Annotated in this window: 22 protein-coding genes; 4 read left to right on the top strand and 18 right to left on the bottom strand. The window is 67.9% G+C overall.

Going from position 1 to position 18,103, the window contains the following annotated elements; all coding sequences use genetic code 11:
• The first annotated feature begins 2 nt into the window (after positions 1-2).
• The 4 genes from AC1DF4_RS13410 to fabF all read left to right on the top strand — a co-directional run bounded on the left by AC1DF4_RS13410 (position 3) and on the right by fabF (position 3,755).
• Positions 3-932: an ACP S-malonyltransferase gene (locus AC1DF4_RS13410; RefSeq protein WP_476913348.1), complete on the top strand. Its 930-nt coding sequence runs from the start codon at positions 3-5 to the stop codon at positions 930-932.
• Positions 929-1,990, top strand: a complete 1,062-nt coding sequence (locus tag AC1DF4_RS13405; RefSeq protein WP_476913347.1) for a beta-ketoacyl-ACP synthase III — start codon at positions 929-931, stop codon at positions 1,988-1,990. The genes AC1DF4_RS13410 and AC1DF4_RS13405 overlap by 4 nt, the downstream gene beginning before the upstream one ends.
• A 128-nt stretch (positions 1,991-2,118) precedes the next feature.
• Positions 2,119-2,364: an acyl carrier protein gene (locus AC1DF4_RS13400; protein ID WP_018773434.1), complete on the top strand. Its 246-nt coding sequence runs from the start codon at positions 2,119-2,121 to the stop codon at positions 2,362-2,364.
• Between the two features lie 155 nt (positions 2,365-2,519).
• Positions 2,520-3,755: a beta-ketoacyl-ACP synthase II gene (gene fabF / locus AC1DF4_RS13395; protein ID WP_476913346.1), complete on the top strand. Its 1,236-nt coding sequence runs from the start codon at positions 2,520-2,522 to the stop codon at positions 3,753-3,755.
• On the opposite strand, the gene AC1DF4_RS13390 is transcribed toward fabF, so the two are convergent.
• The 18 genes from AC1DF4_RS13390 to AC1DF4_RS13305 form a co-directional block, all read right to left on the bottom strand.
• On the bottom strand, positions 3,752-3,910 hold the full coding sequence (locus tag AC1DF4_RS13390) for a hypothetical protein (RefSeq protein WP_476913345.1): 159 nt from the start codon (positions 3,908-3,910) through the stop codon (positions 3,752-3,754). The genes fabF and AC1DF4_RS13390 overlap by 4 nt on opposite strands.
• Before the next feature lie 63 nt (positions 3,911-3,973).
• Entirely contained in the window at positions 3,974-4,477 is a 504-nt protein-coding gene (locus tag AC1DF4_RS13385) for a DUF3145 domain-containing protein (protein ID WP_056426723.1), read from the bottom strand.
• A gap of 301 nt (positions 4,478-4,778) precedes the next feature.
• A complete protein-coding gene (locus AC1DF4_RS13380; RefSeq protein WP_476913344.1) occupies positions 4,779-5,705 on the bottom strand; it encodes a tyrosine recombinase XerC in 927 nt (308 codons plus the stop codon).
• Positions 5,706-5,838: 133 nt separating this feature from the next.
• Positions 5,839-7,029: a DNA-processing protein DprA gene (dprA, locus tag AC1DF4_RS13375; RefSeq protein ID WP_476913343.1), complete on the bottom strand. Its 1,191-nt coding sequence runs from the start codon at positions 7,027-7,029 to the stop codon at positions 5,839-5,841.
• Between the two features lie 92 nt (positions 7,030-7,121).
• Positions 7,122-8,669 (bottom strand): YifB family Mg chelatase-like AAA ATPase, encoded by a 1,548-nt coding sequence (locus AC1DF4_RS13370; protein WP_476913342.1) that lies wholly within the window; start codon positions 8,667-8,669, stop codon positions 7,122-7,124.
• The gene (locus AC1DF4_RS13365; protein WP_441406485.1) at positions 8,670-9,026 is read right to left on the bottom strand and encodes a YraN family protein; all 357 of its coding nucleotides are present in this window, start codon (positions 9,024-9,026) and stop codon (positions 8,670-8,672) included.
• A gap of 122 nt (positions 9,027-9,148) precedes the next feature.
• Positions 9,149-9,475, bottom strand: coding sequence for a DUF2469 domain-containing protein (locus tag AC1DF4_RS13360; protein ID WP_018773443.1), 327 nt, complete (start codon positions 9,473-9,475; stop codon positions 9,149-9,151).
• 78 nt (positions 9,476-9,553) lie between these two features.
• On the bottom strand, positions 9,554-10,225 hold the full coding sequence (locus AC1DF4_RS13355) for a ribonuclease HII (protein ID WP_476913341.1): 672 nt from the start codon (positions 10,223-10,225) through the stop codon (positions 9,554-9,556).
• Positions 10,226-10,237: 12 nt separating this feature from the next.
• A complete protein-coding gene (gene lepB, locus AC1DF4_RS13350) occupies positions 10,238-11,188 on the bottom strand; it encodes a signal peptidase I (RefSeq protein WP_476913340.1) in 951 nt (316 codons plus the stop codon).
• The gene (lepB, locus tag AC1DF4_RS13345; RefSeq protein ID WP_476913339.1) at positions 11,189-11,869 is read right to left on the bottom strand and encodes a signal peptidase I; all 681 of its coding nucleotides are present in this window, start codon (positions 11,867-11,869) and stop codon (positions 11,189-11,191) included.
• A gap of 117 nt (positions 11,870-11,986) precedes the next feature.
• Positions 11,987-12,346 (bottom strand): 50S ribosomal protein L19, encoded by a 360-nt coding sequence (gene rplS / locus AC1DF4_RS13340; RefSeq protein ID WP_346926273.1) that lies wholly within the window; start codon positions 12,344-12,346, stop codon positions 11,987-11,989.
• Between the two features lie 230 nt (positions 12,347-12,576).
• Positions 12,577-13,431, bottom strand: a complete 855-nt coding sequence (trmD, locus tag AC1DF4_RS13335; protein ID WP_476913338.1) for a tRNA (guanosine(37)-N1)-methyltransferase TrmD — start codon at positions 13,429-13,431, stop codon at positions 12,577-12,579.
• Entirely contained in the window at positions 13,432-14,022 is a 591-nt protein-coding gene (rimM, locus tag AC1DF4_RS13330) for a ribosome maturation factor RimM (RefSeq protein WP_476913337.1), read from the bottom strand.
• Positions 14,023-14,154: 132 nt separating this feature from the next.
• A complete protein-coding gene (locus AC1DF4_RS13325; RefSeq protein WP_056426755.1) occupies positions 14,155-14,397 on the bottom strand; it encodes an RNA-binding protein in 243 nt (80 codons plus the stop codon).
• 1 nt (position 14,398) lies between these two features.
• The gene (gene rpsP / locus AC1DF4_RS13320) at positions 14,399-14,821 is read right to left on the bottom strand and encodes a 30S ribosomal protein S16 (RefSeq protein ID WP_024366590.1); all 423 of its coding nucleotides are present in this window, start codon (positions 14,819-14,821) and stop codon (positions 14,399-14,401) included.
• A gap of 215 nt (positions 14,822-15,036) precedes the next feature.
• The gene (locus AC1DF4_RS13315; RefSeq protein ID WP_476913336.1) at positions 15,037-15,474 is read right to left on the bottom strand and encodes a hypothetical protein; all 438 of its coding nucleotides are present in this window, start codon (positions 15,472-15,474) and stop codon (positions 15,037-15,039) included.
• Positions 15,475-16,041: 567 nt separating this feature from the next.
• Positions 16,042-16,917, bottom strand: coding sequence for a VOC family protein (locus tag AC1DF4_RS13310; protein WP_476913335.1), 876 nt, complete (start codon positions 16,915-16,917; stop codon positions 16,042-16,044).
• Between the two features lie 101 nt (positions 16,918-17,018).
• Positions 17,019-18,101, bottom strand: a complete 1,083-nt coding sequence (locus AC1DF4_RS13305) for an amidohydrolase family protein (protein ID WP_476913334.1) — start codon at positions 18,099-18,101, stop codon at positions 17,019-17,021.
• Between the last annotated feature and the right edge of the window lie 2 nt (positions 18,102-18,103).

Raw genomic sequence — 18,103 nt, 5'->3', positions numbered from 1 at the left:
ACGTGCTTGCAATCGTCTGCCCTGGACAGGGCTCCCAGACCCCTGGTTTTCTGGCCCCCTGGCTGGAACTGCCGCCCGTCGCAGGCCAACTGGCCTCCCTCAGCGAAATCGCAGGTATCGATCTCACCGCCCACGGCACCACCTCGGACGAAGAGACCATCAAGGACACCGCCGTTGCGCAGCCCCTGATCGTCGCAGCCGGGCTGGTGGCCGCGAAGTCCCTGTTCGACGTCGAACTCGGCACCCTGCCGGTGATCCTCGCCGGCCACTCCGTCGGCGAAATCACGGCGTCCGCCCTGGCGGGCGTGCTGACTGAAACCGAAGCCATGACGTTCGTCCGCGAACGCGCCAACGGCATGGCAGCCGCCGCTGCCGCGACCCCGACCGGCATGAGCGCCGTGGTGGGCGGCGACCCGGCCGAGGTCCTGGCCGCGATCGAGGCCTGCGGCGCCACGGCCGCCAACGTCAACGGCGCCGGCCAGACCGTCGCCGCCGGAACGCTCGACCAGCTCAAGGCCCTCGCCGAGAACCCGCCGGCCAAGGCCCGGGTCATCCCGCTCAAGGTCGCCGGCGCATTCCACACCTCGCACATGTCCCCCGCCGTCGCCGCGCTGCAGGCCCTCCGGCCCACGCTGCACCCGCGGAACCCGCAGGTCCCCCTGCTCTCCAACTTCGACGGCGCCGAAGTCACCGACGGGGACGCCGCCGTCGAAAGCCTGATCGCCCAGGTGTCCCGCCCGGTCCGCTGGGACCTCTGCATGGAAACGCTCGTGAAGCGCGGCGTGACCGGCGTGATTGAGCTGGCACCCGCAGGAACACTTGCCGGACTCGCCAAGCGCGGCATGCCGGGGGTAAAGACCGTCACCGTCAAGACCCCGGACGATCTGTCCGCCGCCCTGGCCCTATTCGCAGAACTGGAAGGACAGGCATGAGCGTTCCCACCTTGAAGCAGGCGCCCCTGAACGAGAACACCCGCATCATGGGCGTCGGCGCGTACCGGCCCGACGTGATCGTCACCAACGATGACGTCTGCCAGTGGATCGATTCCTCCGACGAGTGGATCCGCCAGCGCACCGGCATCATCACCCGGCACCGCGCCCCCGCAGACGTCAGCGTGATCGACATGGCCGAAGGCGCTGCCCGCGAAGCCCTGCAAAAGGCCGGCATCGAAGCTTCCCAGCTCGGCGCCGTCATCGTCTCCACCGTGACCCACCCGTACGCGACGCCGTCCGCCGCGGCAAGCCTCGCCGACCGCCTGGGCGCGACACCGGCCCCGGCCTTCGACATCTCCGCCGCGTGCGCCGGCTACTGCTACGGCATCGCCCAGGCCGACGCGCTGGTCCGCTCCGGCACGGCCGACTACGTCCTGGTGGTCGGGGCGGAAAAGCTTTCCGACGTCATCGACAACACCGAGCGCACCATCTCCTTCCTGCTCGGCGACGGCGCGGGAGCCGTGGTGATCGGCCCCTCCGACACCCCGGGCATCGGCCCGTCGGTGTGGGGCTCGGACGGCAGCAAGTGGGACGCGATCGGCATGACGCACTCCATGCTGGACCTCCGCGAGCTCGCCACGGCCGGCAAGCAGGGCGGCGCGCTGAGCGCCGAAGAAGCCGCCGTCACGGACGCGGCCGTCTGGCCGACGCTCCGCCAGGACGGCCAGACGGTCTTCCGCTGGGCGGTCTGGGAGATGGCCAAGGTGGCCCAGCAGGCCCTCGACGCCGCCGGCATCACCGCCGACGACCTCGCGGCCTTCATCCCGCACCAGGCGAACATGCGGATCATCGACGAGATGGCCAAGAAACTCAAGCTCCCGGAGAACGTCATCATCGCGCGGGACATCGCCGACGCCGGCAACACCTCCGCTGCCTCCATCCCCCTGGCCACCCACCGCCTGCTGCTGGAAAACCCGCAGCTCAGCGGCGGGCTTGCACTGCAGATCGGCTTCGGTGCCGGGCTGGTCTTCGGTGCCCAAGTGATCGTGCTTCCGTAGGCGTTCCGCTTTTCCGTTTTCCCCGTCTTCAAATCACACAGCAAGCCGAAGCCTCGGTTTGAATAATTACCGCCCGAAGATGCCGGCACACCGGCAGCCCACGGCACCAACAAGAAAAGGAGCCATCAATGGCTAGCAACGAAGAGATCCTGGCCGGCCTGGCTGAAATCGTCAACGAAGAGACCGGCCTGGCCACCGAGGCTGTCGAAATGGACAAGTCCTTCACCGAGGACCTGGACATCGACTCCATCTCGATGATGACGATCGTCGTCAACGCAGAAGAGAAGTTCGGCGTGCGCATCCCGGACGAAGAGGTCAAGAACCTCAAGACCGTCGGCGACGCCGTCAGCTTCATCGCGAACGCACAGGCCTAATTTCGGCCCCGGCCGGTCCGGGGGCGCAACTGCACCCCCGGACCGCGCCTTTTGCAGCACCCTCCACTGCACCACCCCAGAGATTTTCAAACGCAGGCCCCGGCAACCTTTCCCAGGTCCCGGACACGGCAGGCGCACCGACAGAGAGTGATCCCATGGCACGCAAAGTAGTCATTACCGGTCTGGGTGCCACCACACCCATTGGCGGCGATGTCCCCACGATGTGGAAGAACGCGCTGAAGGGCGTCTCCGGCGCGCACACGCTCGAGGACGACTGGGTGGCCAAGTACGAACTGCCGGTCCACTTCGCCGCACGCGCCACCACCGCCGCGACCGAGGTCCTGAGCCGGGTCGAAGCCAAGCGCATGGACCCCTCCACGCAGTTCGCCGTGGTCGCCTCCCGCGAGGCCTGGGCCGACGCCGGCATCACCGAAATCGACCACGACCGGCTGGCTGTGGCCTTCGCCACCGGCATCGGCGGCGTCTGGACGCTCCTGGACGCGTGGGACACCCTGCGCGAAAAGGGCCCGCGCCGTGTCCTGCCGATGACCGTGCCCATGCTGATGCCCAACGGCCCCGCCGCGGCCGTAAGCCTCGACCTCGGCGCCCGCGCCGGCGCCCACACCCCCGTCTCCGCCTGCGCGTCCGGCACCGAAGCCGTTCACATGGGCCTGGACCTGATCCGCTCCGGCAAGGCCGACGTCGTGGTCTGCGGCGGCGCCGAAGCCGCCATCCACCCGATGCCGATCGCCGCGTTCGCCTCCATGCAGGCACTCTCGCGCCGCAACGACGATCCCGAGCACGCCTCCCGCCCCTACGACCGTGACCGCGACGGCTTCGTCATGGGCGAAGGCGCCGGTGCCCTGGTGCTCGAAGCCGAGGAACACGCCCTGGCCCGCGGCGCCCGGATCTACGCCGAACTGGCAGGCACCTCGGTCACCGCCGACGCGTACCACATCACCGCCCCGGACCCCGAGGGCCTCGGCGCCACCCGCGCACTGAAGTCCGCGATGTTCGACGGCCGGATCCAGCCGGAGGACGTGGTGCACGTCAACGCGCACGCCACCTCCACCCCGGTCGGCGACAAGCCCGAGTACGCGGCCCTGAAGGCCGCCCTCGGCAAGCAACTGGACAGCGTCGCGGTCTCGGCCACCAAGTCGCAGATGGGGCACCTGCTGGGCGCCTCCGGGGCGGTGGAAGCCGTGCTGACCGTGATGGCCATCTACGACCGCAAGGCGCCGGTGACCATCAACCTCGAGAACCAGGATCCGGAGATCCCGCTCGACGTCGTCACGACCGCCCGCGACCTGCCGTCCGGCAGCATTGCGGCGCTGAGCAACTCCTTCGGCTTCGGCGGCCACAACGCCGTGATCGCGGTCCGCAGCATCTAGTTCCAGCTGCCCGCAGCACGCCGAGTTGCCAGTTGGCGGCAATGTTCTTCGTGAACATTGCCGCCAACTTCTTTTTCGACGCTGGTAGAGGCGGTCGTCACTGATGTTGCGAAGCCTGCCAAATGACGGATGGCGGCAATGTTCTTCGTGAACATTGCCGCCATCTGTCGTTTGGCGCAGCTATGGAGTGTTTTGTGGCGCGTCCTTCCGGCGGCGGCCTAGCCCACCTGGTGGAGCCAGCGCACGGGAGCACCTTCGGCGGCGTGCCGGAAGGGCTCCAGTTCTTCATCCCAGGCTTCGCCGAGGGCCAGGGAGAGCTCATGGTAGACCGCTGACGGGTCGCCCGCGCCGGATTCGTAGGCATAGCGGATGCGGTCCTCGGAGACCATGATGTTGCCGTGCACGTCCGTGACGGCATGGAAGATGCCAAGCTCCGGCGTGTGCGACCAACGGCCGCCATCAACGCCTTGGCTGGGTTCCTCGGTGACTTCATAGCGCAGGTGCGCCCAGCCCCGGAGAGCAGACGCCAATTGAGCCCCCGTGCCCGGATTTCCGGTCCACGACAGCTCCGCCCGGAACATTCCGGGCGCTGCTGGCTGAGCAGTCCACTCAAGGTCCGTCCGCTTGTCCACAACGGAACCTATGGCCCACTCAACGTGGGGGCACAGGGCAGTTGGGGCCGAGTGAACGAACAACACACCGCGGGTCAGTGCAACAGACATTCCATCCTCCATAGCTGTAGGTACGTCTTCCCCAACGACCTCTGCCTGGATGTCTGTCTGTTGCGCGGGTCCGTAGTGATGCGGGTGGTCCTTGCCAGACTATTAAGTTACTGCCCGGATTCTCGGTGTGGCTTGATGCTCATGAGCTTCAAGCAACACTTGAAAGTTGCCGGGCGTGAGTCTTATTCTGCCGTACCCCACCTAATTACGCCAGTGCAATTCGGCGCGTCTTTCCCGGCGCGCCGCGGGGCGCCTTCAAGGGAGCCCTTGTGCTCCGGCGGATCGGGCCGAGGCGCTGGGATCAGGCCCTCGGGTGGGCCTGCTGGTAGCTCTGTCGGAGCCGCTCGACCGAAACATGGGTGTAGATCTGCGTGGTGGCCAGACTGCTGTGGCCCAGGATTTCCTGGACCGCGCGGAGGTCGGCCCCGCCGTCGAGCAGGTGCGTGGCGGCGGTGTGCCGGAGGGCGTGCGGCCCGGTGGCTGCGGTGTCCCCCAAGGCCTCGAGCAGGTCATGGACGACGCTGCGGACCTGCCGCTGGTCGACCCGCTTGCCGCGGGCACCGAGGAACAGTGCCGGCCCGGACGTGTCCGTGGCGAGGACGGGCCGGCCCCGGCGCAGCCAGTCGTCGACGGCGAGCGCAGCAGGCAGTCCGTACGGCACGGTGCGTTCCTTGTTGCCCTTGCCGAGCACCCGCAGGGTCCTGCGGTCGGGATCGAGATCATCGACGTCGAGGCCGGCCAGCTCGCCGACCCGGATGCCGGTGGCGTACAGCAGCTCGACCATGGCCCGGTTCCGCAGGGGCATGGGGCCGCCCTCGGCGGCCGCGGTTTCGGCGCCTTCGACGAGCCGAAGGACCTGCTGTTGGTGCAGCACGCCGGGCAGGGTCTTTTCGCGCTTCGGTGCCTTGAGCCTCAGTGCCGGGTCCGCTGCGATCAGTTCCTCGCGGACGGCCCAGGCGGTGAAGGCCCGGGCGGTGGCGGAGCGGCGGGCCAGTGTGGCGCGGGACATCCCCGATTCGCTTTGCGCGCCGAGCCAGCGCCTCAGGGTGCCAAGTTCGAGTCCGGTGAAATCCTGCACCCCTTCGGAGGCCGCGAACTCCAGGAGACTTCCGACGTCGGAGAGGTAGGCGCGCACTGTGTGGGCCGACCGGCCCCGTTCCGCTTCCAAATACCGGCCGAAGGCCTGGGCTGCGGTGGCCAGTGGGACCGGGATCTGCTGAGTGGACACTCCCCTACTCTCGCAGGATTCACCCGGCGATCAAGGAGCCCGACGGCGAGCCGCACGTATGGTCGGTGCCGGTGCTGCTGCGGCGCCGGTGTCGTCCGTCGCGCCGGTGCATGCACCGGAAGCCTTCCGCCGGTCAGCCTGCCTTGCCTGCCCGTTTCCAGCCTCCGGCGTGAGACTCGGCAAGGCCCAGCAGTCCGAGCCGGCCGAGTCCGGCCCTGACCGAGTCCGCGCTCAGTCCCGCCACTGACGTGAGCTTTTCGACGGAACTGGTGGTCCGCAGCGGCAGGGCGTCGAGCAGGATGAGGTCCTCCAGGGTCAGTCCGTCATGGACCGCCGCCGGGCCGGTCCTGGCGTCGGGCAGTGACTCACCGCTGGGTGCGGCGAGTTCCGCGATCTCCCCCGCGTCGGTGACGCAGACAGCCCCGCCCTCGCGGAGCAGCCGGTGGCAACCCGCGGAGTTGGCGCTGTGCACTGAGCCCGGCACGGCACCTACGGCACGGCCCAGCGTTTCCGCATGGTGAGCCGTGTTCAGGGCACCGGATCTCCACCGGGCTTCCACGACCACCGTGACCGAGGCAAGCGCGGCGATCAGCCTGTTCCGCTGCAGAAACCGGTACCGCGTTGGCGCGGACCCCGGCGGCACTTCGGCCAGGACCGCTCCCTGGTTGGCGACTGCCCGCAGCAGGTCCTCGTTGCCGGAGGGGTAGAAACGGTCCACTCCCCCTGCCATCACGGCAATGGTGGGGATGCTCCCGGAGGACCCTGCGGCGAGGGCGGCGCGGTGGGCATGCGCATCGATCCCGTAGGCGCCGCCCGAGATGATCGTGAACCCGCGCTGTGCCAGTGAGTACGCGAGGTCGCCCGTCACTGACGAGCCATACGAGGTACTGTCTCTGGAACCAACCAGCGCAATCGACGTGGCGGCCGGAGGCAGCTCCTGCTCGATGCCGCGCCACCAGAGGCAGATCGGTTCCTGCAGTCCGAGGTCGGCCAGCTGCCGGGGCCAGAGTTCGTCCGAAGGAATGATCATGCGTCCGCCGAGCCGGTGCATTGTCGCGAGGTCTCGGTCCGGCGCCAGATCCGGGATCCTCGGCGCCCACCGCTTCCGGGCAGTCCCCAGGCCCGTCCAACCGCTGCCCGAACCGTTCTCGTCCAGGAGCCCGAAGAGCTCCTGTTCCAGTTCCGCGCCGGAGGCCACCTGACCGGTGGCGATCCTCAGAGCGTCCTCTGCCCCGGCGATGCGCACGAGCGCGAGGCCCGCGGCGTCCTGCGGCTCGAACAGCCGGGACAGCGCTGCCCTGGCGGTCCGTTCGCTCTCTGTCATGGTGTTGTCCTTTCACGGGCGGCGACGGGTAGTGGCGCTGCAGCGTTGACGGCCGCGCCATGGCGAAGCGCCTTGGTTGGCGAGAATGAGTGTCAGGCCGCGACGGCGGCCTGCCGAAGATTGAGTGCGAGGCCGATATCGTCGGCCTCCGGGACGTCCCGGAGGGCAAGATCCGCCAGGGTCCACGACAGACGCAACACGCGGTCGTAGCCGCGCGCCGTCAGCACCCCGCGCTCGAGGGCGTGGTCCAGGATCCTCGTGGTGGGGGCGCCGAGCCGCAGTGCACCCCGGAGCACCCGCCCCGGCACCTGGGCGTTGGTCTCCATGCCGAACGGCAGCAGCCGCTCCAGCTGGCGTTCCCGCGCGGCCCGGACACGGGCCGCGATGGTGGCGCTATCCTCCTCGGCCGCGGGCTGGCCAAAGTCGGCAAGCGACACCCGCTCGACCTGCAGCTGGATGTCCACCCTGTCCAGCAACGGCCCGGACATCCGCGCCAGGTAGCGCCGGCGCATCGTTGGGGTGCAGATGCAGTCGACCCCCTTGCCCGCTGCCTTGCCACACGGACAGGGGTTGGCCGCAAGAACCAGCTGGAAGCGTGCAGGGTACGCCGCAGTTCCTGCCGAACGGTGAAGTACCAGCTCCCCGCTCTCCAGCGGCTGCCGGAGCGCGTCCAGGACCCGGCGTTCGTATTCCGGTGCCTCGTCGAGGAACAGCACACCGCGGTGGGCCCGGGATGCCGCGCCGGGTCTGGGCAGCCCCGAGCCCCCTCCGATGATGGCCGCCGACGTGGCCGTGTGATGCGGGTTCTCATAGGGTGGCCTGCGCACGAGCTCAAGGGAGGCCGAGGTCAGCGAGCAGAGCGAATGGATGGCGGTCACTTCCATGGCCTCGGCGTCGCCCAAGTCCGGGAGGAGCCCCGGCAGTCGTTCAGCCAGCATCGTTTTTCCCGCGCCCGGAGGCCCCGTCAGCAGCAGGTGGTGGGCGCCGGCTGCGGCGACTTCCAGGGCCATCCGCGCCTCACCCTGTCCGGAGACGTCGCGCATGTCCGTCGGCTCGACCGAAAGGGCCCCGCCGCCGGCTTCAGGTGCACCTTCTTCAGGCACGGGTTCGAAGTCGAGGGCCAGGTCCTGCGGGTCCGCGCCGAAATCGAACGCCAGTCGGGCCAGGGTGGCGTAGCCGCGCACGCGCGCGCCGGGCACCAGTTCCGCCTCGGCGGCGTTCGCCTGCGCCACCACGATGTCGGCGTAGCCTGCACGTACCGCGGCCATAACTGCCGGAAGGACTCCGCGGACCGGCCGCAGCCTGCCATCCAGTCCCAGTTCGGCGATAAACACGGTCCGGGCGGTGGACCCGACGTCGTTCGAGGCCAGCAGGGCAGCCATGGCAATTGCCAGATCGAAGCCGGAGCCGCGCTTGGGCAACGACGCGGGAATAAGGTTGGCCGTGATCTTCCGGCGGCTCAGGGGAATGCCGGAGTTCTGGGCGGCCGAACGGATCCGTTCCTTGGCCTCGTTGAGCGAGGCGTCCGGCAGGCCCAGGATGATGAACGCCGGGAGCGTCTGGCCGATGTCGGCCTCCACCTCCACGATGTAGCCGTTCAGCCCCACGAGGGCCACCGAGTAGGTCCGGCCCAGCGCCACCTACCCCACCCCCTTGAGGTGTTCCACGGCGGGCTCGCCGATGCCGTCGTCGAGCACGGCGATGACATCGACGCGGCGCAGCGGCATGCGGAGTTCATGGTCGCGGCACCAGGCCGACGCAAGCCGGTGCAGCCGGGCAAGTTTGTCCACTCCCACGGCCTCGAAGGGATGCCCGTACGCGAGGGACTTGCGCGTCTTCACTTCGGCGATGACCAGCGCGTCGCCGTCGAGCGCCACGATGTCGATCTCGCCCTCGGAACACCGCCAGTTGCGGTCCACGATCCGCATCCCCTGGGCCTCGAGGAACCCGGCGGCGAGTTCCTCACCGCGCCGTCCCAGCACGTCCTTAGCTCTCATGGAACCAGCGTGCGCCGCCACAGCAGGAAGGCCCAGCGCGTCACGACGCTATGTGGAAAGCAGGCTCAAGGATGGTGATGTGGGGGAAGAGTCGGCAGCCGTTGCCCGGCTGCCGGGACGGATCAGTTCCCCAGATCCTCCACCTTGGGCAGGGCGAGCTCCTCGCTGCGCGGGAGCTCCTCGACGTTGACATCCTTAAAGGTGATGACCCGGACGCTCTTGACGAAGCGTGCGGAACGGTAGACGTCCCAGACCCAGGCGTCCTGCAGTGTCAGGTCGAAGTAGACCTCGCCGTCGGCGCTGCGCGCCTGGAGGTCAACATGGTTGGCAAGATAGAAACGCCGTTCGGTCTCGACCACGTAGCTGAACAGTCCGACGACGTCGCGGTATTCGCGGTAGAGCTGCAGCTCCATGTCGGTTTCATAGTTTTCAAGGTCCTCGGCACTCATGGTTCCATCTTGCACCATTGGGCGCCGCCCGCGCGCCACGGCCCGTCCCGCGGCGCCCGCGTTGCTGCACCTGCCGGCTCAGTCAGCGAGCAGCTGCCAGCTCACGCGGTGGTACGGAGTGGGTCCGGCGGCGCGGAGCGCTTCCTTGTGGAGTGCGGTGCCATAGCCCTTGTTCACGTCCCAGCCGTAGGCAGGGTATTCCGTGTGGAGCCCGCGCATCATGCCGTCGCGTTCCACTTTGGCCAGGATGGACGCCGCTGCGACGCTCAGGCACTGCATGTCCGCCTTGACCAGCGTGTGCACCGGCGCGTCGCAACCGGGCTCCGCCGGGCCGTCGTCGAACAGGGAGGGCTGGGTCTCGGGCGAGAGCCAGTTGTGGCTGCCGTCCAGGAGCACCACGTCCGGGGTCACTCCGGCGGCCAGGACCGCGAGCCACGCTCGGGTGCCGGCGAGCCGGAGTGCGGCGACAATGCCGAGGGCGTCGATCTCATTCGCCGAGGCATGACCGACGGCGGAGGCCACGCTCCAGCTCTGGACCAGCGGCACCAGCCGTTCGCGGTCCGCCACTTTGAGGAGCTTGGAGTCCCGCACGTCGGCGAGCAGCTGCTGCTCGTGCAGGTCCACGACGGCGATTCCCACGCTGACGGGTCCGGCGAGGGCGCCACGGCCCACCTCGTCGATGCCGGCGAGGAGCCGGGCGCCGGAACCGCGGAAGCGGCGCTCGTAGTCGAGGGTGGGGGCTTCAGACATGACGACCAGCCACTACTTTCCGGCCGGGGCGGGCACGTCGCGGAACACGTCGGGGTAGTTGTCCAGGGCGGTGATGCGGTTCAGCGGCCAGGCAATGACGGCGGCCTTGCCTTCGATGTCGGCGATGTCCACGAAGCCGCCGTTGCTGTCCGTGTGGGCGCGCGAGTCGGCGGAGTGGTTCCGGTTGTCGCCCATCACCCAGACCTTGCCTTCGGGGACCACAACGTCGAATTCGCGGACCTGGGGCACTTCGGCGGGGTTGATGTAGGGCTCGTCCAGCGGCGTGCCGTTGACCATCAGCCGGCCGCCCGCGTCGCAGCAGGCCACATGATCGCCCGGCAGTCCGACCACGCGTTTGACCAGGTGCTGCTCCGAGTTGTCCGGCAGCAGGCCGATGAACGTCAGGCCGTCCTGCACCCAGGTGAATGGGCCGGTTTCCTTCTCCGCCGCAGGAACCAGCCAGCCCTGGGAGTCCCTGAACACAACGACGTCGCCGCGCTCCAGGGCGAACGGTTCCGGAACCAGGAGGTTCACGAAGATCCTGTCGTTCACGTCGAGGGTGTTGACCATGGATTCAGACGGGATGTAGAAGGCCCGGAAAAGGAACGTCTTGATCAGGAAGGACAGAACGATGGCGACGAGCACTACCGTCGCTATTTCCTTTGCCCAGAGGAACATCGGGCTGTGGCCCTCCCGGGCTTTGGCCCGGCGCGCACGCCGCGATGAGGCGCCCGCATGGGATGGCCCGCCCGCCGCCGGAACATCCAGGGGCGGAACATCCCTGGCCGGGGCGGCCTGACCCGTGATGGCCTGGCCCGAGGCGTCGGAAGACTCCGGAGGGTCGGTGGCCGGCGAAGGATTCGCAGCTGCGTACGGGTTCTCCTGGCCGGGGATGGCTGAGGAGGTTACCCGGGGCTGGTCCTGCCCCCGCGGATCGGGAGTCCGGGGTCCGGTCTCGGGCATTTACTGTCCGTTCTTCGCTGTCGTCGTGGCGGCCTCGGGGGGCCGTGCTACTGCTGTAAATCTATCAAGCGGCCAGAGGATCTGTACGGGCCTGCCGATCACCCTGTCCAGCGGGACCATGCCTCCGCCGGGGGCGCCCAGGAGACTGCGGGAATCGGCCGACTGCGACCGGTGGTCCCCCATCAGCCAGAGCCTTCCGGGGGGAACGATCACGCTGAACTTCAGCTGGCTCGGGGTGTCGTCCCCGTAGATATAGGGTTCCGTGACTTGCTGGCCGTTGACTGTGAGTTTGCCGCTGGCATCACAGCAAATCACATGGTCCCCCGGGATCCCGATGACCCGTTTGACGTAGGTGTTGTCGCCGCCTGAAAGGCCGATCCAGTGCCCGACGCCGCCAAGAAAGTCCAGCACGGGGCCCTTGCCGCTGTTCAGCGGGGAGAAGGAGCCTCGGCCGTCGAAGACGACAATGTCGCCACGGCCCACCGGTTCGGACTGGAAATCCGTCCGCGAGACGAGGATCCTGTCCCCCTCCTGGAAGAGTGGCTCCATCGAGGCGGAGGGGATGTAGTACACATCGAGCCACAGTGAGCGGACCAGCCCGCTGATGAGTACGGCCAGCACGACGGCCAGCAACACAAAACGCCAGCCGAGTTTCCTGGGCTGGCGTTTTGTGTGTTCCATGATCCGTATCCTCTAACGCTTTTCTGAAGTGAACAGCGCTGTTGCGGATGCTCCGGCGCTGGCCGGACACGGTCCGTGGACCCGCGGTGGAAGACTCCGGTGAAAGCCGGAAGAGTCTTACTTTGCGGTCTGGAAGTCGCGCTTTTCCTTGATTTTCGCGGCCTTACCACGCAGGTTGCGCATGTAGTAAAGCTTGGCGCGGCGCACGTCACCCTTGGAGACGAGTTCGATCTTGTCGATGATCGGGGAGTGCACCGGGAAGGTACGCTCCACGCCGACGCCGAAGGAGACCTTGCGGATGGTGAAGGTTTCGCGCAGGCCGTCGCCGTGGCGGCCCAGGACGAAGCCCTGGAACACCTGGACACGGGAGTTCTTGCCTTCGATGATGTTCACGTGAACCTTGAGGGTGTCACCCGCGCGGAAGACGGGAACATCGGTGCGCAGCGAGGCTGCGTCTACGGAATCGAGGATATGCATTGATCCACTCCTGGTGAACGCCACAGGTCCTTCACGTTGGGTCACGGCGGCCAAGCCCGGGCGCGGATGCGGCCCGGAAATTCCCGCCGAAAAATTGTGAATCCGGCTCCGCCAGGACTTGGCGGCGGCCGGGGTGCCGCGCTGTTGGTGACGCTCCCCCTGTGGCAGGTTCGCACCCAGCAGGCACAAGGACTAATTTTGCCACACCCGGGGCTTTCCAGCCAATCCGGTCAGGCGGAATCCCCGCCGGCGTCCGCGCGGCGCTCGAGGCGGCCGTCGACGACGTCGTACCCGAGATCCGCGAACGCGGCGCGGTCCGCGCGGGGCAGCCTGGCGGCGTCGAACTCCTCGAGCAGGTCCGGGCGCCGCTCGGCGGTGCGCCGGTACTGCTCGTGCCGGCGCCACTGGGCGATCTTGCCGTGGTTGCCGCTGAGCAGCACTGCCGGGACGTCGCGGTCCCGCCAGCTGGAGGGTTTGGTGTACACGGGGTACTCCAGCAGCCCGTCCGAGTGCGATTCCTCCACGAGGGACTCGGGGTTGCCGACGACGCCGGGCAGCAGGCGGCCGATGGCCTCCACCATGGCCAGCACGGCCACTTCGCCGCCGTTGAGGACGTAGTCGCCGAGGCTCATGGGCCGCACCGTGAAGTGCTCGGCGGCCCATTCCATCACGCGCTCGTCGATGCCCTCGTAGCGTCCGCAGGCGAACACCAGCCGGTCTTCCCCGGCCAGTTCGTGGGCGGCGGCCTGGGTGAACCGCTCCCCTGCCGGCGACGGCACGATCAGGACCGGTTTTGACGCTTCAGGCCCGGCAACTGCCGGCCCGACGGCGTCTGCCGCCCCGGCATCCGCAGCCCCGGCCGCGGCGACGGCGGCCAGCGCCTGGGCCCACGGCTCGGGCTTCATGACCATGCCGGCGCCGCCGCCGTAGGGGGTGTCATCCACGGTCCGGTGACGGTCCGTGGTGAAGTCCCGGAGGTCGTGGACGTTCAGCTCCAGCAGGCCGTCCTGGCGCGCCTTGCCGATCAGCGAAAGTTCCAGCGGTGCCAGGTACTCGGGGAAGATGCTGACGACGTCGACCCTCATTTAGGCGTTGTCTCCGGCATCGGCACGTTCTGCCGAGGCGCCCGCGGGCTCCTGCGTGTCCTCCGGCTTGGCCTCGTCCTCGGCGTTGACCTCAAAGAGTCCCGGCGGCGGGGTGACCACAACGTAGCCTTCGCCGACGTTGACCTCGGGGACGATCTGCTCCACGAAGGGAATCAGGACCTCCTTGCCGTCCGTCGCGGTGACGACCAGCAGGTCCTGGACCGGGAGGGTGTGGAGGCCGGAAACCTTGCCCACGGCCTGGCCGCCGACGCGGACTTCCAGTCCCTCGAGCTCGTGCTCGTACCAGCCCTCGTCGTCGTCATCGTCGTCGAGCTCTTCGGTTTCGATGAACAGCTTGGCGCCCCGGAGGGTCTCCGCCTCGTTGCGGGTCTCAATCTCCTCGAAGGCGAGCAGCAGGATGTCCTTGTTCCAGCGGGCGCTCTCCACGGTCAGCGGGCCGGCCGAGGCCGGCTCCACGACGAACTGGGTGCCGGGGACGAAGCGGTCGCCCGGAGCATCGGTGAGCACCTGGACGGTTACTTCGCCGCGGATGCCGTGGGGCTTGCCGATTCGTGCCACCTGAAGCTGCATCTGTTCCTCTGTTCGGGGTTGGTGAGTCTGTGGGTCTAGGGGTAAAGACCGGGATATCCGGTAAAAACAGTCCGGCCCCTCCACCATTATCTGGTGAAGGGGCCGGACTCAAGACAAGTGTTGCTGAAAGCGTTACCGGCGGCGGTCGGTGTCGACGACGTCGACCCTGACCGGCTCGCCGTCCGCCAGTGCTGCCACCACAGTGCGCAAAGCGCGCGCGGTGCGGCCCTGGCGGCCGATTACCCGTCCGAGGTCGTCCTGGTGAACGCGCACTTCGAGGGTGTCCCCGCGGCGGTTGTTCTTCGCACTGACCTTGACATCCTCAGGACTGTCAACGATCCCGCGGACGAGGTGTTCGAGCGCTTCGGCCAGCAATTTACTCGGCCTCGGTGGTCTCTGCTTCGGCGTCGGCGGGAGCCTCGGCTGCGTCGTCCTTCTTGGCCTTCTTGGTGATGGCTTCCGGGATGATCACGGAACCCTTTTCCGGGGTAACGAAGGCAGCCTTGGGGGCCTTGGTCTTCAAGGTGCCCTCCTGGCCCGGGAGACCCTTGAACTTCTGCCAGTCACCGGTGATCTTGAGGATCGCGGCGACCTGCTCGGACGGCTGTGCGCCGACGCCGAGCCAGTACTGGGCACGGTCCGTGTCGACCTCGATGTACGAGGGCTCTTCGGTCGGGTGGTACTTGCCGATCTCTTCGATGGCACGGCCGTCACGCTTGGAGCGTGCATCCATGACGACGATACGGTAGTACGGTGCGCGCATCTTGCCGAAGCGCTTAAGGCGAATCTTTACGGCCACTTTTGTGGTCACTCCTGTTTCTGAAACGGGGTCGAGCCCGGCGTTCTGCACCCGTGGGGCGGGCCATACTAGGGGGTTCTAAAAGGACAAGATCCGGACGCGGAGAGAGGGGCCACGCAGATCGAGTACCTGTTTATTGTGCCAGATCAGCGGCGGGATTTCGACTTGACACCCGCAACCGGTCCATTTAGCGCCTGCGAGTCGCCTCGGACGCGTCAGGAGGTCCAGACGTAAAGACCGGATTTGCTGGCGGGATCGACGGCGGTGGCCAGTTCGGCGAGCTGGCGGACGTAGCGGGCGGCCTGCTCCGCACCGAAGGGCATGTCCTCCTCGGCGGCCCAGCTTTCTGCGACGTCGTCCAGGACGACTTCCTCGCCCTCGGTCTCATAAGTGAGCAGCTCGGCCAGGGCGCGGACCATCGCCGCCGGGACGCCGAGCAGGGAGTCGCTGGCGACGTCGACCATGGCGAGCTCGTAGTCGGCGCCGGAGGCGTGGACGGCGGTGCCGGCCAGGTCGCCCAGGCGCTCGACTTCGAAGTCGGTGATGTCGGCAATGCGGACGGCCCCGGGGGCCGCGGCCGCGCCGCCGTCGAGGGCGGTGGCACGCTTGAGGGCTTCGTCGTGGGTGGAGACAAAGACTTCGGTGAATCCCATGGAACTCGTCCTTAGCTGTTGGCGGCGCTGGTCCGCTGTTTTTGGCGTCGCTTCAGCCTAGCTGTTTCCGCCGGGGCTGGTGCCCGGACTGGACATGCCCTCCGCCGGCAGCGACCAATGGACATGGAGCCACTATGTCCACCCCTGGCCACAACGGATGGACATGCTCAGCGGTCCCGTCAGCGAAGAATGGACATGCTCCGCGCTCGCTCCAGCCGAGGCCGGCGTTCGGACTGGACATGCCCTCCGCTGGCAGCGACCAATGGACATGGAGCCATTATGTCCACCCCTGGCCACAACGGATGGACATGCTCCGCGGTCCTGTCAGCGAAGAGTGGACATACTCCGCGCTCGCTCCAGCCAGGGCTGGAGCCCGGACTGGACATGTCCTCCGCTCACCCGGCCGCTAGCTGCCGTTGCCACCGCAGGCGTAGTGGACATGTCCACTCCTGACTTGCACGAGTGGACATATGGTCACTATGCCCACTCGTGGCCGCCCTCGATGGACATGTCCCTGCGGCCGGGCGGGCGGGGTCCCGCAGGGGCAGGGCCCAGCCGGGCTTACATTTAGCGGACGGCGACGCGGATCCGGTTGCGCCACGGATCCTCGAAGCGCAGTTCGGCTCCGGTGTGGTGTGACTGGACCCCCGCGGTCTTGAGGCGGTCGGCGAGGGCGCCGACGTCGTCGCCGGCCGGTACTTCGATCAGCACCTCGCCGAGGCCCAGGGTGTCGCGGCGGGGGCCGGCGCCGCGGCTGTTCCAGACATTCATGGCCATGTGGTGGTGGTAGCCGCCGGCGGAGACGAAAAGCGCCTGGCCGTGCCAGCCGGCGGTCTTTTCGAAGCCGAGCGTGCCGACGTAGAAGTCGTGCGCGGACTGCACATCGCCGACCTGCAGGTGGACGTGCCCGACGCCGGCATCCGTCTCGCGCTGCCCGGCGAGCGAGGCTTCGGTGAGGTGCTGTTCGAGGTAGCGCTGCGGTGGCAGGGCAAGGCTGTCCATAACAACGTTCTTGCCGTCCCAGGACCAGGCATCGCGGGGCCGGTCCCAGTAGAGCTCGATGCCGTTACCTTCGGGGTCATTGAAGTAGAAGGCCTCACTGACGAGGTGGTCGGCGCTGCCGGTGAAAGACTGCGGCTCGAACTGCGCGGCGGACGCGACCGTGGCCGCAAGGGCCGACTGGTCGTCGAACAGCAGGGCAGTGTGGAAGAGGCCGGCCTCGCCGCGGGAGGGCAGGTTCAGCCCGGGGGCCGGGGCCAGGTGGACCAGTGGCTTCCGCTTGCGTCCGAGGTAGAGCCCGCCGTCCTGCTCGGCCACAATGTCCAAGCCAAGGGCGCGCTGGTAGTAGTCGGTCATCAGCTTCATGTCGCCGACCTTGAGCATCACGGTACCCATGGTGAGTTCGGCGGGAAGGAGATCCTGGGTGCTGGCTTCTAAGGTCATTTCATCGCTCCGATACTTCGGCGGCCACCGTCCGTCGATGACCCTTCATAGATATAAATTACTTGAAGCTTCAATTTATTCCTAATGGAGCAGGCAGGTTCCTAGCGGACCACTTCTCCGCGCAGCACGACGTTCTTGAGGTCCCTCAGCGTGGCCAGGTTCCCGCGCGGGTCCTCGGCGCAGACCAGGACGTCGGCGCTGGCGCCGTCGGTGATGACCTCCGCCCCTAGCCAGTCCCGTGCGGCCCAGGCGCCGGCGTCGAGCGCTGCCGCGGCCGGGAGTCCGGCGCCGTGCAGCGCCTGGAGTTCGTCGACGATGCGACCGTGCTTGATGACGCTGCCGGCGTCCGTTCCGGCATAGATGGTGACGCCGGCTTCGAAGGCTCTAAGGACGCGATCTGCCCGGCGCTCCCAGAGCGAGCGCATGTGCGCCGCGTAGCGCGGGAACTTGGCCTCGGCCTGCGCGGCGATGTCGGGGAAGGTGGCGATGTTGATCAGGGTGGGGACGATCGGCACGCCCTGTTCGACGAACCGCGGGAGGTGCCTGGGGAGCATGCCGGTCGCGTGCTCAATGCAGTCGATCCCGGCGTCGAGCATGTCGTCCAGGGTGTCTTCGGCGAAGCAGTGTGCCGTGACGCGGGCGCCTTCGTCGTGGGCGGCAGCGACGGCGTCCTTCAGCGTCCGGGCCGGGAAGCTCGCCGCGAGGTCGCCGGCGTCCCGGTCGATCCAGTCCCCCACGAGCTTGACCCAGCCGTCCCCGGCCCGGGCCTGCTTGCGCACGGCTTCCACCAGGTCCTCCGGTTCAACTTCGACGGCGAAACCGCGGAGGTACCGGCGCGTCCTCGCGATGTGCCGGCCCGAGCGGATGAGCCGCGGCAGGTCGGCGCGTTGCTGGATCCAGCGGGTATCGTGGACGACGCCGGCGTCGCGGACCAGAAGGGTTCCGGCGTCGCGGTCGGTCACGGCCTGTTCTTCCGCCAGCTCCCCCGGGACATCCCCGCCGGGGCCGAGTCCGATATGGCAGTGCGCGTCGACCAGTCCGGGGATGACCCAGCCGTCGAGCACCACGTCCGGAGCGGCGGCAGGGCGGCGGAAGGTGAGGACACCGTCGACGGACCACAGCCCGAGGTGCTCTGTGCCGGGTGCGGTGAGGACGGTGCCGCTGAATTCGATGATGCGGGTCATGG

Source organism: Arthrobacter sp. 05N429 (assembly GCF_056397045.1).
Note: the sequence above shows the minus strand (reverse complement) of the source record. Positions and strands in the feature narration are given on the sequence as shown.